The following is a 17,334-nucleotide window of genomic DNA, read 5'->3' on the forward strand; positions in this document are numbered from 1 at the left end:
GAATATATTACAAGGAGTATCATAAATGAGATTAGATAATTTTACTATAAAATCGCAAGAAGTCATTGAATTAACGATAAATAAAGCAAAAGAAGCAAAAAATCCGGAGGTTACCGACCTGCATCTGCTTTTTGCGCTTCTGACTTACGACGACAGCATGGCGGTTTCTTTATTTAAAAAAGTCGGAGCGGATACAAATAGCATACTAAGCGAAGTTGAAAGTGCGTTGTCGTCGCTTGCCTCTGTTCAAGGAAGCGCTTTAGAGCCTAATTTTTCTTCTTCAATGCGGCTGATATTAGATTTTGCAGACAAAAATAAGACTAACATGAAGGACGATTATGTTTCCGTCGAACACTTAATTCTTGCTCTTTTCGACGCAAGAGACACAAAATCTTTTGATATTTTAAAAAACAACGGGCTTAACAGGAATATGGTCCTCAAGGCTCTTTTAGAGATAAGAGGCAATACAAGGGTATCTGACCAGAATCCCGAAGACAAGTATCAGGCTTTAGAAAAATATACGGTAAATCTGACAAAAATGGCTCGAGCCGGAAAGATTGACCCTGTTATCGGCAGAGACGATGAAATTAGAAGGCTTATGGAAGTTTTATCAAGAAGAACCAAGAATAACCCTGTGCTAATAGGAGACCCGGGCGTCGGTAAAACCGCAATAGTAGAAGGACTGGCAAGAAGAATAGCCGACGGGGACGTACCTGAAATTTTAAAAGATAAGACTGTTCTATCGTTAGACCTGGGTCTGCTGATAGCCGGAGCTAAATACAGAGGCGAATTTGAAGACAGGCTTAAAGCTGTTGTTAAGGAGATAACATCTTCCGAAGGGAAAATTATAATTTTCATAGACGAACTTCATACGCTTGTCGGAGCCGGTAAAACGGAGGGCGCCATGGATGCCTCTAATCTCTTAAAACCGGCTCTGGCAAGAGGCGAATTGAGGGCTATAGGAGCGACTACGCTTGACGAATTCAGAAAATACATAGAAAAGGATGCAGCTTTAGAGAGGAGGTTTCAGCCTGTTTTTGTGGATGAGCCGTCTGTCGAAGATACCATAGCTATCTTAAGAGGACTTAAGGAACGCTACGAGGCGTATCACGGCATAAGGATTAAGGATTCGGCTATCATAGCAGCGGCTACCCTTTCGCATAGATATATTACCGACAGATTTTTGCCGGATAAAGCAATTGATTTAATCGACGAATCGTCAGCCAGACTAAGAATAGAAATAGACTCATTGCCGACGGAGATTGATGAAATACGAAGAAAAATTATCAAGATTAAAATAGAACAGGAGGCGCTGAAAAAGGAAAAAGATGCCGAATCTAAAAAAAGATTGAATAATTTAGATAAAGAGCTTGCGGATTTAGAAGAAGAATTTAACGGCAAAAGGGCAAAATGGCAGAATGAAAAAGATTTAATCAAAAAGTTAGGCGATGTTAAAAAAGAAATAGACTCGCTAAGAACATTAGAACAGAAATATGAAAGAGAAGGAAATTACGAAAAGGTTGCAGAAATCAGATACAGCAAATTGAATGAATTAGAAAGAAATTTAGCCGAATACAATAATTCTTTAATTGAACTGCAAAAAAACGGAGGAATATTAAAAGAAGAGGTTGATTCGGAAGACATAGCAAAAGTGGTTGCGAAATGGACCGGAATTCCTGTTACGAAATTGCTTGAAGGAGAGAAGGAGAAGCTTTTATTGATAGAAGAACATCTGCATAACAGGGTTATATCGCAGGACGAAGCCATAAGCAGCGTTGCAAATACTATAAGACGTTCCAGAGCCGGACTTTCCGATACTAAAAAACCTATGGGTTCTTTTATATTTTTAGGACCGACAGGCGTCGGAAAAACTGAACTTGCCAAAGCGCTTGCCGAATTTTTGTTTGATGATGAAAACAATATAGTGAGAATAGATATGTCGGAATATATGGAAAAACATTCTGTTTCGAGATTGATAGGCGCTCCTCCGGGTTATGTCGGATATGAAGAAGGCGGACAGCTCACGGAAAGTGTAAGAAGAAGACCTTACAGCGTTATTTTATTCGACGAAATAGAAAAAGCGCATCCCGATGTTTTTAATGTTCTTCTGCAGCTTCTTGATGACGGTCGTCTTACGGACGGTCAAGGGAGAACGGTAGATTTCAAAAATACCATTATAATTATGACCTCCAATATCGGCTCGGATATGATTCAAAATTACACTGGCGGGCAATATGAAGAAATGAAAAATAATGTGATGGGACTTTTAAAAAATTATTTTAAACCTGAATTTCTTAATAGATTAGACGATATTATAATATTTCACGCTCTTAGAGAAGAGGATATTCTTAAAATCGTTACAATTCAGTTAAAAAATTTAGCCGCGCTGTTAAAAGAAAAAAATATAGATATTGAATTTACCGATAATTTGAAAAAATTTATTGCTATGGAAGGATATGACCCTATATTTGGAGCAAGACCCTTAAAAAGAGCGATAAAAACATTTATAGAAGATAAATTAGCATTAAAGCTTCTTTCATCCGAAATTGTTTCCGATGATTCAATAATTGCAGAATATGATGAAAACAACAATGAAGTTGTTTTTAATAAAAAGTAATATATTACCGAAAATTTATCTGTTGAAAAAAATTGTTATATTAATAACAATGAAGTTGTTTTTAATAAAAAGTAAGAATAGAAATAGAAAAAATTGTCATAATGACAATAAAATTGGATTATATGCTTGTCATAATGACAATATAATTTTTTTTGTCATGTTGAAATTAATTGATAAATTGATTTATAAGAGCATGATTATAGAAATAAGTAAAAAAAATACATATAAATAACTAGTTGATTATATTGTGTTTTATGCAAAAAAGAAATATATTCGGTTTTGTTTATATGTAGCGAAGTTTTTAAAATCTGATTTATTTACTGTTGGCATAAAAAATGCATACTATACATTGACTTGAAAATTAAAATATTAATAAGGTTAATGTAAAATTAAAATTATGTCATTACTGAACATTCTTTATTTATTCATTTAATTAGAAATTAATGTGTATTTTATTTTTAAATTAACTTCACGGAGGTATTCAGAATTATGAAATTAAAGTTCAAACCAGACGCTAAAATTATCGGTGCAGCCGTTGCTGTTTTTATCGGTTTAATAGCAGGGGTTATTATTACGGCAAATTTGCATCTGCTTAAAAAATCCAATGCCGCAGCAAATCCGCCGTTGATTTATACGACAAAAAATTCTGAGATGCCGGCTCAAAATGGACCTAAGAATTTTATCGCGTTAATTAGACAGGATAAACCTTTTGTAGTTAATATAAGAACTACTCAACAGATAAAAGGCGGACCTTCTATTATGTATCAGAATCCGTTTGGGAATGAACCGAATCCATTTGGTCAGTTTTTTCATAATTTCTTCAACAGTCAGCCTCAATCTTCATATACTGAAGAAAGTCTCGGTTCCGGAGTTATTATAAGTAAAAACGGATATATCATAACAAATAATCATGTTATAAAAGGCGCTACCAAGATATATGTTAAACTTTACAATGGCAGGACTTATAAAGCGCGTGTTATCGGTAAAGACCCGAATGTTGATTTAGCATTACTGAAGATTCATGTGAACAAAAGTCTTCCGGCGGCTGTGCTCGGGGATTCTGCTAAGTCTCAAATCGGAGAGTGGGTTCTTGCCATAGGTAATCCTTTTGGTTTAGGCTGGACGGTAACAGACGGCATTATAAGCGCTAAAGGACGCGCAATAGGTGGTCCTTATGAAGATTTTATACAGACTAACGCTGCAATAAACCCTGGAAATAGCGGAGGACCTCTAATTAACATGAAAGGGCAGGTCGTCGGCATAAATACCGCGATAATAAAAGGCGCAACGGGGATAGGTTTTTCAATTCCTATAAACGTTGTCAAGGAAGTTTTGCCGGAGCTTGAAACGGGAAAAATTACCAGAGGATGGCTTGGTATTGAAATACAGGCAATCAGCCCGTCCCTTGAAAAAGCATTTCATCTTCATACGACATATGGAGCATTGGTATCATCAGTATTGCCGAATAGTCCAGCGTCAAGAGCAGGATTGAAGAGCGGAGATATTATAATTAAATATAACGGTTATAAAGTCAAAGAAATGTCGCAATTGCCATGGCTCGTAGGTAATACTAAACCTGGAACTACCGTTCCTATGGAAATTTTAAGAAACGGAAAAAAAATAAACCTTAATATCACGGTAGGGAACTGGAAAAGTCCTAAGAATGTATTTAAAGCAAAAAAGGTTACAACCGATAAGTTTGGAATAGCTGTTGTCCCTTTAACTGCCTCTAATATGCAAAAATATGGACTTCAAAATGTACATCACGGAGTTATTGTTACAAAAATTATACCGGGAAGTATTGCTCAGAAGATGGGGTTAATGCCGGGCGATGTTATACAGGAAATAAATCATTCCGTATGCAGCAACATAACTGAATATAAACAGGAAATAAAAAATGCGGAGAAAGAGAACCAGTATTTATTATTTGTCAGACGCGGAAGCATGAAGCTGTATCTGGCTTATTCAAAATAAATTGATTTGCCGATGTTTGTTGGAAGTTAAAGGTAATTGTAATTAAAGATAATTAAATTAATATATCGAACAAATAAATTCGGTGAACTAATTATTTAACTTCACTGATTTTAACTTAGCTTAACTTAACTTTAAAACTGTAAGCTTTACATCACACTCCTCCTAAAGGTAATCCGGTCTCGAAAGGGACCGGATTATTTTTTTATTCTTTATAAATATAGACCTATCATGCATGAGAAGAAATTTATTATTATAGGAACGGCAGGACATATAGACCACGGTAAGACTTCGCTTATAAAAATCCTTACCGGCAAAGATACCGACAGACTTACAGAAGAAAAAAAAAGAGGCATCAGTATAGTCTTAGGCTATGCCGATATAGTTTTACCATCAGGAATTCATGCAGGGATAGTTGATGTTCCCGGTCACGCCAAGTTCATAAAAACAATGGTTTCAGGTTCAACCGGAATGGATATGGTTATCTTGCTTATAGCCGCAGATGACGGTATTATGGCACAGACGATAGAGCATTTTAATATTTTAAAAATACTGGGCGTTAATATTATAATTCCGGTTCTTACAAAAATTGATACGGTTGATAACAATATTGTAATTCAAAGAGAAAAAGAAATTGTAGAATTTTATGAAAATAACGGATTAAACATTAATGATAGGAATATAATCAAGGTTTCGTCAAAAACAAAGGAAGGAATTAATAATTTAATTCAAAGATTGGACTATTTTGCTTCAAAACTCTTAAGTTCAGCTGATTCAGGCGTAAAATTAAATGCAAAGCCATTTTTACCTATAGACAGGGTTTTTTCTTTAAAAGGCATAGGTACGGTTGTAACAGGTACATTAAAATATGGCAAATTTTCAGTTAATGACGAGATTGAGATAATGCCGGAAAGCATAAGAGCGAAGATTAAGAGCATCGAATCCCATAACGAGAATATTCAGGTTGCATTTAATTCTACAAGAACTGCCTTAAACATTCCGGGTGTTGAAAAACAAGCTATAAATACAGGAGATGTTGTTTCATTAAAAAACAGTTTATTGCCGTCCGATAAAATTCTTGCTAAATTTTATTATCTGAAATCGAATAAAAAAGAATTAAAAAATTTGATAAACATTACTTTTATGACCGGCAGTTTAAATTTATTTGCAAAAATTATCATTATACCCAGACATGAAAATAACAAAAAAATAATGCCAGGTGAATGGGCGTATATAATAATTAAATTAGACAAAAAAATTTCTTCAGTTGCGAAAGAAAGATTTATTATAAGGGATAACAGCATTGCAGGGACTATTGGCGGAGGTATTATAATAGACCCGTTTATGGATTTTAAATATTACATCAGTCAAGAAAAATATTTTGAAGAAATATTGTCGGATGATGTATTAGATAATGTTATGGGTTTTATTAGACTGTCAGGAAATTCTGCCGATTTAGACAATATTTATAAAAAATTTTATTTTACCTATGAAAATTTTACAAGTTATATAAATAAATTAAAAGAAAAAGGATTGATCATTACAGATTCAAAAAATAAATTTGCCGCTTTAAAAGAAAAATATATTGATTTAAAAAAGACTTTAAATGAAAATATAAAACTACTCAGTGAAAAAAAATTAATTCAAAAATCAATTCAGACTGGGATATCAAAAAAAGAACTTTACCGCCTGTATGAAAAAAATTTTCATACCTCAATTTTAGATATTGCGTTAAACGAATTGATTGACGACAAATTAGTTGTCAGCGAAGAAGGCAATATTTATATTGCCGGCAGCGTAAAAAATACCGAAAATGAATTATCGGAAGAATATAATAAACTGATAGAAAAAATAGAAAGCATCTTTAAATCTTCCGGCAACAGCACCCCTTCGCCAGATGAAATAGAAAAAAAAATAAATATAAATAAAAAGCTGTTAAATTTTCTTATAAGCACAATGGTTAAATCTCAAAAATTGGTTAAAATAAAATTTGATTTGTATTATTTAAAAGACCAGATTGATTTGATTCAGAAAGAATTGAACGACTTTTTCAAAATAAATGATAAACTTGAACCTAAAGATATGAAGGATATAGCTAATGTTTCCAGAAAATACGCTATTCCGTTATTAGAATATTTTGACGGTATCGGCTTTACCGTCAAGAAAGAAAATTACAGAATAAAAGCCGCAAAATGAGTATTAAGGAAAAGATATCTTTTCTAAAATTATAGCTCATTGAATTGTTATATTTAATTTTTTTATTTTGTAGCGCACCCATAGGCATTTTTATTGCCCTATAAATATAGTAATACCAATGGGTTGTTATAATTGCGGCAAAGTTGGGTTGAAATTTATTTTGTTGAGATAAAAAATAAATTAATATATAATATAATAATATGTTGAGGTTTTTTTATTATTATATATATGTCTGTATATTATATAAATATTGTATATATAATATACAGATAATCATACTAATTTATTATCAATGAAAATAATATCAAAAATTAAAAATGGCTTATAGAGACCTGCACGATTTTGTTAATTTCCTTTCTCAAAATAACGATTTAAAAAAAATAGACGTTCAAGTTGACAGAATTTTAGAAATTCCGGAAATATCGGACAGGATAGTTAAACAGGAAGGACCGGCATTATTATTTGAAAATGTTAAAGGATTTAAATTTCCTGTATTGATGAATATGTTCGGTTCTCACAAAAGAATCCTGCAAGCTTTTCAGGTTGAAAGTCTTGATGACGTCGGAAAACGTGTTTCTGAAATTATTGACCCCGAAATACCGACAAACTTTTTTGAAAAGATTAAGTCTCTGTCGAAATTAAAAAAATTGGCTGATTACATGCCAAAAATTGTAAAAACAGGCAAATGCAAGGATGTTATAATAAAAACGCCTCCGTTTCTTGATATACTGCCTGTTCTTAAAACATGGCCCAAAGACGGCGGCCCTTTTATAACCCTGCCGCTGATTTTTACTAAAGACCCTGAATCCGGTTCCGTAAATGTCGGGATGTACAGGATGCAGGTTTATGACGATACGACATGCGGAATGCACTGGCATATTCACAAAGACGGTGCCAGACATTTCAGAAAATATAAAGAGCTCGGAAAAAAGATTCCTGTTTCCGTAGTACTGGGGTCAGACCCTGCCGTTATTTATTCTGCTACAGCTCCGCTTCCTCCTGATATCGAAGAAATGATGTTTGCAGGTTTTTTACGGGAAGAAGCTGTAGAATTGGTAAAATGCGAAACCAATGACTTGTATGTTCCTGCTAATGCAGAATTTGTTATAGAAGGATATATAGACCCGGAAGAAGACTTAAAAATAGAAGGTCCTTTCGGCGACCATACAGGCTATTATTCATTAGAAGATTATTATCCTGTTTTTCATGTAACATTGATATCTCACAGAAAAGACGCAATTTATCCTGCTACTATAGTAGGAAAGCCTCCTATGGAAGACTGTTACATAGGTAAGGCAACAGAAAGATTCTTTTTGCCTGCTATTAAAAAAATATTTCCTGAAATTGTTGATATGAATTTGCCTTTTGAAGGTATTTTTCATGACCTTGCTTTTATAAGCATCAAAAAAAGCTATCCAGGGCATGCAAAAAAAATAATGCACGGTATCTGGGGTCTGGGTCTTATGATGTTTACAAAAATTATAGTTATTCTTGATGAAGACGTTAATGTTCAGGATAAAGGCGAGGTAATATGGAGGCTCTGCAATAACATAGACCCGAAACGCGATGTTTCTTTTGTTGAAGGACCTATAGACGTTTTAGAACATGCTTCGGATATACCTAATTACGGTTCTAAAATGGGTATAGACGCCACAAAAAAATGGGCTACGGAGGGCTATAAAAGGAAATGGCCGGATGATATAGTTATGTCTGACGAAATTAAAAAATTAGTTGACGGCAGATGGAAAGAGTATGGCTTTTAACCCACCGTTATTATGTTATACCAATTATTAAATTTAAGTATGTTGTCGTGATTATTTTCAAAGAAATAAAGAATTTATTGTCAATATAGATATCAATTATTAAATTTAAGTATATTGCTATGATATCAAAAAAAATTAAAAATACGTTAGAACTTGTAAAATTTTCGCATACGATATTTGTTCTTCCGTTTGCCTTGAGCGCTTTTCTGCTTGCTTTCTATATAAAATTCCCGACGGAGATAAATACATATTTCTTCTATTATAAAATATTGTGGGTTGTAATAGCTATGGCGTCTGCGAGAAGCGGAGCGATGGCTTTTAACCGCATTATAGACGCAAAAATAGATGCTCAGAATGACAGAACCAAGTCAAGAACGCTTCCTAAAGGCGAGCTTTCTATGCTATACAGCATAATTTTCGGATTAGTATCGTACGCAGTATTAATATTTTCCGCGCATGAGCTTAATTTTTTATGTTTTGCGCTATCGCCTTTTGTAATTGTGTTTATTACATTTTATTCATTCACGAAGAGATTTACTTTTTTTTCGCATTTTGTTCTCGGAGCAAGCATGGCGTTCGGTCCTATAGGCGCTTGGATTGCGGTAACAGGCAGTATAGACTACAAAATTATTGTACTTGGAACAGCGGTATTATTATGGGGAGCGGGTTTTGATATTTTATATGCAACTATGGACTACGATTTCGATGTAGCGCACAATCTTTTTTCCGTTCCGGCTAAATTTGGAATAAAAAATGCCGTTATAATGTCAAGAATTCTTCACATTGCAACGATAGGTCTTCTTGTCTATATTTATTTTGTATTCAATTTAAACTATTTATATATTGCCGGATTATTTTTAATTGCCGGTTTTTTTATCTACGAACATTATTTAATTTATAAGAGTTTAAAAAATATAGATATGGCATTTTTTAATATGAACGGCTATATTTCTTTAAGCTTTTTTTTATTTATAACCGTCAGTATTTTAAGCAGGATATTTTTAAAATTTTAATTAAGGATTTTGTCTTAATTGGAGAATTAGAGCTAAAGGCAAATACACTTTACAAAAAAACAAACACGGATATTCACGCTTCTTAGATTGAAGCAATTAATCGCAGCATAATTATAATATCTAATTACTATGCGGTATATTCAAATCTTTTTAAAATTAAAGAATGAAACGTAAAGCATATATAGTTGCTATTACAGGCGCTTCAGGTTCTATATACGGCTTCAGACTTTTAGAGGAGCTGATAAAGTATGATTTTTATGTTTATTTAATTATTTCGAAGCCTGCTTTCAAAGTAATGAGAAATGAATTAAATATGTTTGAAGGTTTGTTTGAAGGTTTAGACACGGACAATGATTTTGCAGGTAAAACAGCCGGCGGGGGTTATCCGGCATATAGCAGAAACATAGTTTATGATGAAATCAAATCCAAATTTAATATAGATTGCAAAGACAAAGACAGCAACAGGAATAATTATGAATATTTAGATGAAATGTTTATCGAAGCAAAAATATCCAGCGGTTCGGCGGCGGATGTTAAAGGAATGGCTGTTATTCCCTGTTCTATGGGGAGTTTATCAAGAATTGCAAACGGAATTTCCGGAAATCTGATTGAAAGAGCTTCCGATGTTATGCTTAAAGAGCGTAAAAAGTTAATAATTTGTCCGAGAGAAACACCTTTAAATGATATACATTTAAAGAATATGCTCTCTTTAAGCAGAGCTGGAGCCGTAATATTGCCTCCGACCCCGGCTTTTTATAATGGACCAGAAACTATTAGCGATATAATTAATTTCATAATCGGCAAGATTATGGATTCTTTCGGAATCGAAAATAATATATATAAAAGATGGAATCCGGATTATTGATAACTATTGATAAATAAAAATAACTGCTTATAAAATAATAAATATAAAACGGTAAATTGCAAAACGGTAAAAATGACAAACTTTGAAATTATTAAAAATAAGGTTTATAATAATATAAGATTGAGTGATGAGGACGGTTTATTTTTATTTTCTTCCAATGATATATTAACGCTCGGCGAGCTTGCCGCTTATAAAAATTTTCAAATAAACGGCGACAATGTATATTATATCGTAAATATACATATTAATTATACTAATATTTGCGTCAATCAATGCGCTTTCTGCGCTTTTTACAGAAAAGAAAGTCAAAAAGATGCTTACGCTCTAAGTATAGATGAAATAATTAATTTTATAAAATCTCATGCAAAAGAAAATAATTTTAGAGAGATACATATAGTCGGCGGACTTCATCCGTCTTTGCCTTACGAATACTATCTTGAAATGATTTGTGCGATAAAAGAAAATTTTCCATATGCTAATATTCAAGCTTTTACGGCGGTTGAAATAGATTATATGTCAAAAATATCAGGCTTGTCCATTGAAAGAGTTCTTATTGATTTGAAAAACTGCGGATTAGGAAGTCTGCCGGGCGGAGGCGCAGAAATATTTAACGATAAATTAAGAAAAAAATTGTGTCCTCAGAAAATAAATGCCGAGCTCTGGACTAAGATTCATAAAACAGCGCATAATCTCGGAATACCGTCAAATGCGTCTATGCTGTATGGAGTGAAAGAATCTTACGAAGATAGAATTAATCATATGAAAATCCTAAGAGATGCCCAGGATATTACCGGAGGATTTCAATCTTTTATTCCGTTCGCATTCCAGCCTAAAAATACTGCGATAAAAAATTCTCATAAAACCTCCGGTTATGACGATTTGAAAGTGATAGCCGTTTCTAGGCTTTACTTGGATAATTTTAAACATGTAAAGACTTTTTTTGTTAATTTAGGTATAAATTTAGCTCAGGTTTCCTTGTCTTTTGGGGCAGACGATATTGACGGAACCCTTATAAAAGAAAATATATCTCATAGCGCAGGAGCCGATACAGAAGAAGGTTTAAGCGTTAAAAGACTAAAGAAAATTATTGAAGAAACCGGAAAAATTCCGATAGAACGCGATACGTTTTACACCGAGTCAGTTTGAGTAATATTATATACTTTTAACATTATATTTAAATATTTAAGAACGCTATACATTTTATGCTGCGGCAAGTTTGCGGCTGCATTGTCTGGCTGTTTTATGCGGGAGATCTGTTATGTCTGTCCGGCAACATAATACAGTTAATATATCAAGGTGCGGTGTGCTTGTGTTTGTTGTATAATTACAGTGAATTCTTTTGGATTTATTAGATATTATCATATTAAATAAAATTATGCTTATAAATTTTAATTAATTTAATTAATATAATATAAGATTATTTGTGTAATTAATTTAATAACTTAGGAGGTGTGTCATGTTTAAAACAAATGAATTTATTTTTTATCCGGGCTATGGAGTCGGGATTGTGAAGGAAACTACCGTGCAAAAAGTAGGGTCGGTTGAAATTGCTTTTTACAATATTGTTGTAATTGAGAACAATATGAAAATTATGGTTCCTGTGAAAAATTCAGACGAGGTCGGTTTACGGCAGCTGATAAGCGCTGAAGATATTCAAAAAGTATTTGATGTTCTTGAATGCAAGGAAGATAAACATTCTTTTTGCAAAAAAGAATCATGGAACAAAAGGTATAACGGATATAATTTGAAATTGTGCTCTGCATGCCTCTTTGAAGTGGCGGAGGTATTGAGAGACCTTTATATATTAAAGGCTGAAAAAGACCTTTCCTTTGCTGAGAAGAAAATGTTTGAAAAAGCAAAGCATTTGATTGTCACAGAAATATCTACGGTTACGCAAAGACCTTTTAGCTATGTTGAGGATCAGATAAGAAGAATTTTCATACAATAATCTATTTAAAATTTATACAATAAATTATACAATAAATTATATGATGAGCTATACTAAAAGTCTGTTGTAATTTAGTTGAATTTGTTGAGCTTTATTTAAATCTAATTAATAAAATATGTATATTTTTTATAATCACATTGCAAGTATAATTCTAATCTACTAATCAGGCTCATAAAATTGCAGTTAAATAATATAAATATATCAAAAAAAAAACCTATTTTTTTCGTCAGGCTGCTTCTTATTTTAGTATCTTCTGTTTTAGGTTTTTTGATAGGCAAAGAATATTGGCATAATGATTTTTTAGCATATGTAGGGCTTTTATTCGGATTTATTACCGGATTTATAGTTGTTACCCTCGAAAAAAGTATGGAAAATATTTCCACGCGCAAAATATTGAGCGGAGGCATTGGACTATTCATTTCGCTTTACGTAGTCAATTATTTAACTTATAAATTATTTAAAACTTTTTTTACAAGCGGCATTTTAGGATACGCATCATACGCATTTATTAATTTTGTAGCAGGATATATAGGGTTAATTATTGGGCTAAGGGCAAGCGAAGAGGTTGCGGCTTCGGTTGCAAAATCATATATTTCAGATTCTTTTGGCGGCTTTTCAAGAAGAGAATTAAATTCAAACCTTTCATGCGGTATAAAAATAATAGATACCAGCTCTCTAATTGACGGGCGCATATTAGATGTTGCAAAGACAAAATTTATAGAAGGCAAATTTGTCATTCCGACATTCGTTCTGCACGAACTTCAGCATATAGCAGATTCCCAGGACCCTCTGAAAAGAGTCAAAGGAAGGAGAGGGCTTGATATGCTGAATGAAATGAGGGAAGATAAAAATATTAACATAGAATTTATAGATAAAGATTATCCAAAAATTAGAGAAGTAGATGCAAAATTAACGGCTCTTGCAAAAGAAATGAATGCCAAAATTATTACAAATGATTTTAATTTAAATAAAGTGGCGCAAGTTCAGAATATTCAGGTGCTGAACATCAATGACCTTGCGAAATCGTTGCGTCCGATTCTCCTTCCTGGCGAGACCATGAACATCCTGATAGCAAAAGAAGGAAGAGAAAAAAATCAGGGAATCGGTTATATGGATGACGGAACAATGATAGTCGTTGAAGACGCTATGCGATTAGTCGGCACGGAGCTTGAGGTTGCGGTAACAAGCATACTTCAGACATCAAGCGGCAGAATGATATTTGCCAGAATAAACCATGAGAGGGAAAGGGTTTAGGTGAATAATAATATTATAGAAGCAATAAGCATAAAGTAAAAAATATTTTTAGCAATTTGAGAGGTAAAAGGTTTAGATGAATAATAATATTAGAGTGCGGTTTGCGCCGAGTCCTACAGGACACTTGCATATAGGCGGTTTAAGAACGGCTCTTTTTAATTATTTGTTTGCTAAAAAAAATAGCGGTAAACTCATTTTAAGAATAGATGATACCGATATTGCAAGGAGCAAACAAGAATATGAAGACTCAATAATAAGCGATATAAAATGGTTTGATATAAAATATGATGAATTTTACAGGCAATCGGAAAGAAAAGATATATACGAAAAATACTTAAAAATCCTTGAAGAAAAGGATTATGTATATGAATGTTTCTGTACGGAAGAAGAACTTCTAAGGTCAAAGGAACTGTCTATCAGCCTTAAAAAGCCTTATATCTATAACGGCAGGTGTCTTCATCTTAGCGGCGCTGAAAAAGAAAATCTGAGAAAAAAGCTGGCAGATGCGGGATTAGTACCGTCAATAAGATTAAATATGCTGAAATTAGGTTGCGAGCAGGTAGAATTTGACGATATGGTTCACGGAAAAGTTGTTTTCAATGTTAAGCTTCTAGGTGATTTTGTTCTAAAAACTTCCGATAACAGATTTACATATAATTTTGCTTCAATAGTAGATGATATTGATTTAGACATAACGCATATAATCAGGGGAGAGGACCATATTTCCAATACGCCGAGGCAGATATTGCTGTGCAAGGCATTGGGCATCGGCAGCCCGATGTTTGCCCATATTTCTCTTTTATACGGAAAAGACGGCAAATTAATGTCAAAAAGAGATTTTAACGCTAACTTAGAACATTATAAAAAGGAAGGTTATTTACCGCAGGCAGTTCTTAACTACCTTGCTATAACAGGCAATACTTTCATTGTAAACGACGAGTGTTTCTCTGACGAGATTTTTACTTCTTTTGATGAAATGGCTCATTATTTCGATATTAAAAGGACTAAAAGTTCAGGAGCTATATTCAGTGAAGAAAAATTAAAATTTGTGAATGAGAAATGGCTGCAGCAGCTGAATACAGACGATTTAATTTATGCAATTAAAGAAAAATTTATACTTACGGAGTATATAAATTTATCCGATATAAACAGCATAAATATCAGCGACAGCATTAATAGCGCAGACACCGGTATAGAAAATAACGATACAGATTTAGAAAACAATGAGGCTGATTTAAAGATAAAAAATAACAATACAAATATAAGAAATAGAAGCATTGAGATTTTTGACGTTATAAATTATGCGGAAAAAGAATACGGAAAAGAACGATTACGATGTATTATAGATTTTCTGAAAAATGAATATAAAACAGTAAAAGAAATAATTTTAGAACTTGATAATGTTTTTTTATATAAAGGAAAATATAGTTATTTAGATGAAGAAATAGCGGAGCTGCTGTTTGAAAACCTTAGAGGAACGGTCGGAAATAACCCAGAAATATCAGATTTTAACGAGGTTTTAATTAAAAATACAATACAGAAAATATCAAAAGAAAACAAAAAAAATATAAAAGATATTTACGAAAATTTAAGAATGGCTTTGACCGGAAAAACTAACGGACCATCTATACTTAAAATTGCAGTTTTACTCGGCAAAGAACGCGTTTTATCAAAATTAATGATATAGTTTAGTGAGCGGTGTTTTATTATAATATGCTGAACTTTATAAAATAATATCCGCGTTCTATTTTTAAATATTCTTTAATACATTGGTTTAAGTTTAAAAATTGGGATATTGTCTAAAATTTATATTCTTGATTCAAATTATTTTATTGTTATTTATTAAGCAGACGGAAAAACATTCAATTGCTTCGCCTCTGCCGACGCTGTCCATGCCTTCCTTAGTTTTCCCTTTTATATTGATGCATGATTGCTGTATATTTAATGCCTCCGAAATTGCGAGGATCATTTTATCTTTATAGACTTTTATTTTCGGCGTCTGCGTTATTACTGTAATATCGATGTTAATTATACAGTATCCTTTATTTTGGATCATTTTATGTGCTTCCTGCAGCATAAAAACGCTGCTTATATTTTTTGTTGATTCAATATTGTCGGGAAATAAAGTGCCTATATCGTCTAAACCGGCTGCCCCGAGCAAAGCATCGGTCAGCGAGTGTAAAATCACGTCTCCGTCGGAATGCGCAACGGTACCGCAATGATTTTCTATTAAAATTCCTCCTAAATAAAGCGGCTTAGAATTATTCTTTTGTTTAATTTTAAGGAATAATTTATTGTTTTTATCAAAACCGATATCTATAACATCCTTATTAATGTGTTTATTTTTAGGCGTCAGATCAAACTTATGGATATCATAGCCATGACCAATTTTTAAAGTCGTCATATTATATTAATTTATTATTTATAATTTTTTATTATAATTTACATATTTATAATGTGTAGCATTTAATTTATCATTTATCATTTATTATTTACCACCTGTTATTTTCTATTTATTTTATCAAATTTATCCAAAAAAAACTCTGCTAATTCTACATCCGATGCCGATGTTATTTTTATATTAAATTCATTTGAAAGAATAGGCTTTGCCGGAATTCCGCAATTTTCAATAAATGATATATCGTCCGTAAATTTTTCTAAGTTTGTTTCTATACTTTTTCTGCAGGCCTTATTCACCGAGTTAACCGAGCCGGTAATTTCTGCAGCATGACCGTTAAACTGTTCCGTATCTTCTATGTTTTTTACGTTTTTGCAGCTTCTTGGCATTTCATCATTATTTAAATAGCCGTCTTTTTTAAAAATTTTATCCATAGCCTTTTTAATTATATTAAATTTAAAAACCTGAGGTGTTTTGGCGGCTATCAGATTATTTCTATCTAATGTATTAAAATATTTTAGTTCAGGATAGTTACGTCCAGAATTTTCTTCAGTTAAATAATCTTTCTTATGTTTACGACACTCGACAGATTTAATCGTATCTGTTACCAGTCCAAACAGGAATGACGCTCCGAATTCAGATGCGGCTTCATTCAGCATATATATTTCACTGTTTGTGACAAACGGTCTTGCGGAATCATGTATAAAAACTATTGAATCCGAACTTGAATAGGAATCAGCATCTGAATCAGAATCGGAATAAGAAATATAATCAGGACAGGAACAGGAATTAGAATCTAAATGAAGGTTGGTAGTTGAATCAGAATCAGAATGAGAATTGGTATTTGAATTAAGGTCGAAATCCGGAACTGAATCGCCGGTATTGCAGCCGATAAAATTTTTTTCAATATAATTTAATGCGTTATAAACCGATTTCTGCCTTAAATCCCCGCCTTCTATTATTGCAATTTTATCAAAAACATCTCGGCACTGCGGTTCTTGCCGATACTCTGAACCTTTCGGATAATTTTTATTGTCTGTTTGCAGTTGATTTAATTCAGGATTTACATTCAGAGATATATTGTCCGCTATAAATTTTTTCCAGTCAAAGCCAAAAGTACTGCTTGGCGGTACGGTTATAATTATTTTATCAAAATTCACCATTGAATTTTTATTGTTAAAAATCGCAATACTTCTCAAAAGCAGTTCTGCCCCGCCTATTTTAACCAATTGCTTTGGTATATCAAAGCCCGTCCTTTTGCCGATTCCGGATGAAAGAATAACCGCATAGTGTTTCGTATGCTGCAAAG

At 32.9% G+C, this 17,334-nt stretch carries 12 protein-coding genes; 10 read left to right on the forward strand and 2 right to left on the reverse strand.

Features of this window, described 5'->3' with window-relative positions:
* The first annotated feature begins 25 nt into the window (after positions 1 to 25).
* From clpB to EVJ46_07020, 10 genes are all read left to right on the forward strand, one after another.
* The gene (gene clpB / locus EVJ46_06975; GenBank protein RZD15934.1) at positions 26 to 2,617 is read left to right on the forward strand and encodes an ATP-dependent chaperone ClpB; all 2,592 of its coding nucleotides are present in this window, start codon (positions 26 to 28) and stop codon (positions 2,615 to 2,617) included.
* Positions 2,618 to 3,106: 489 nt separating this feature from the next.
* Entirely contained in the window at positions 3,107 to 4,591 is a 1,485-nt protein-coding gene (locus tag EVJ46_06980; GenBank protein ID RZD15935.1) for a Do family serine endopeptidase, read from the forward strand.
* 228 nt (positions 4,592 to 4,819) lie between these two features.
* Positions 4,820 to 6,784: a selenocysteine-specific translation elongation factor gene (selB, locus tag EVJ46_06985; protein RZD15936.1), complete on the forward strand. Its 1,965-nt coding sequence runs from the start codon at positions 4,820 to 4,822 to the stop codon at positions 6,782 to 6,784.
* Between the two features lie 317 nt (positions 6,785 to 7,101).
* The gene (locus tag EVJ46_06990) at positions 7,102 to 8,547 is read left to right on the forward strand and encodes a menaquinone biosynthesis decarboxylase (protein ID RZD15937.1); all 1,446 of its coding nucleotides are present in this window, start codon (positions 7,102 to 7,104) and stop codon (positions 8,545 to 8,547) included.
* Between the two features lie 119 nt (positions 8,548 to 8,666).
* Positions 8,667 to 9,560: a 4-hydroxybenzoate octaprenyltransferase gene (locus tag EVJ46_06995; GenBank protein ID RZD15938.1), complete on the forward strand. Its 894-nt coding sequence runs from the start codon at positions 8,667 to 8,669 to the stop codon at positions 9,558 to 9,560.
* Positions 9,561 to 9,723: 163 nt separating this feature from the next.
* Positions 9,724 to 10,425, forward strand: coding sequence for a UbiX family flavin prenyltransferase (locus EVJ46_07000; protein RZD15939.1), 702 nt, complete (start codon positions 9,724 to 9,726; stop codon positions 10,423 to 10,425).
* A 72-nt stretch (positions 10,426 to 10,497) separates the two neighbouring features.
* Positions 10,498 to 11,571 (forward strand): aminofutalosine synthase MqnE, encoded by a 1,074-nt coding sequence (gene mqnE / locus EVJ46_07005; protein RZD15940.1) that lies wholly within the window; start codon positions 10,498 to 10,500, stop codon positions 11,569 to 11,571.
* A 310-nt stretch (positions 11,572 to 11,881) separates the two neighbouring features.
* Positions 11,882 to 12,373, forward strand: coding sequence for a CarD family transcriptional regulator (locus tag EVJ46_07010; protein ID RZD15941.1), 492 nt, complete (start codon positions 11,882 to 11,884; stop codon positions 12,371 to 12,373).
* A gap of 366 nt (positions 12,374 to 12,739) precedes the next feature.
* A complete protein-coding gene (locus EVJ46_07015) occupies positions 12,740 to 13,627 on the forward strand; it encodes a PIN domain-containing protein (protein RZD16233.1) in 888 nt (295 codons plus the stop codon).
* Positions 13,628 to 13,703: 76 nt separating this feature from the next.
* Entirely contained in the window at positions 13,704 to 15,314 is a 1,611-nt protein-coding gene (locus EVJ46_07020; GenBank protein ID RZD15942.1) for a glutamate--tRNA ligase, read from the forward strand.
* Positions 15,315 to 15,446: 132 nt separating this feature from the next.
* On the opposite strand, the gene ispF is transcribed toward EVJ46_07020, so the two are convergent.
* Complete coding sequence (gene ispF / locus EVJ46_07025) at positions 15,447 to 16,031, reverse strand: 2-C-methyl-D-erythritol 2,4-cyclodiphosphate synthase (protein RZD15943.1); 585 nt, start codon at positions 16,029 to 16,031, stop codon at positions 15,447 to 15,449.
* 98 nt (positions 16,032 to 16,129) lie between these two features.
* The gene (locus EVJ46_07030; GenBank protein RZD15944.1) at positions 16,130 to 17,332 is read right to left on the reverse strand and encodes a hypothetical protein; all 1,203 of its coding nucleotides are present in this window, start codon (positions 17,330 to 17,332) and stop codon (positions 16,130 to 16,132) included.
* Positions 17,333 to 17,334 lie beyond the last annotated feature (2 nt).

This window comes from Candidatus Acididesulfobacter guangdongensis (genome assembly GCA_004195045.1).
GTDB lineage: Bacteria > SZUA-79 > SZUA-79 > Acidulodesulfobacterales > Acidulodesulfobacteraceae > Acididesulfobacter > Acididesulfobacter guangdongensis.

Bases quoted from the DNA above. Each gene is read 5' to 3' on its own strand.
- mqnE (RZD15940.1), top strand. From the start codon at position 10,498: ATGACAAACTTTGAAATTATTAAAAATAAGGTTTATAATAATATAAGA.
- selB (RZD15936.1), top strand. From the start codon at position 4,820: ATGCATGAGAAGAAATTTATTATTATAGGAACGGCAGGACATATAGAC.
- EVJ46_07020 (RZD15942.1), top strand. From the start codon at position 13,704: ATGAATAATAATATTAGAGTGCGGTTTGCGCCGAGTCCTACAGGACAC.
- EVJ46_07015 (RZD16233.1), top strand. From the start codon at position 12,740: ATGGAAAATATTTCCACGCGCAAAATATTGAGCGGAGGCATTGGACTA.
- EVJ46_06990 (RZD15937.1), top strand. From the start codon at position 7,102: ATGGCTTATAGAGACCTGCACGATTTTGTTAATTTCCTTTCTCAAAAT.
- EVJ46_07010 (RZD15941.1), top strand. From the start codon at position 11,882: ATGTTTAAAACAAATGAATTTATTTTTTATCCGGGCTATGGAGTCGGG.
- clpB (RZD15934.1), top strand. From the start codon at position 26: ATGAGATTAGATAATTTTACTATAAAATCGCAAGAAGTCATTGAATTA.
- ispF (RZD15943.1), bottom strand. From the start codon at position 16,031: ATGACGACTTTAAAAATTGGTCATGGCTATGATATCCATAAGTTTGAT.
- EVJ46_06980 (RZD15935.1), top strand. From the start codon at position 3,107: ATGAAATTAAAGTTCAAACCAGACGCTAAAATTATCGGTGCAGCCGTT.
- EVJ46_07000 (RZD15939.1), top strand. From the start codon at position 9,724: ATGAAACGTAAAGCATATATAGTTGCTATTACAGGCGCTTCAGGTTCT.
- EVJ46_06995 (RZD15938.1), top strand. From the start codon at position 8,667: ATGATATCAAAAAAAATTAAAAATACGTTAGAACTTGTAAAATTTTCG.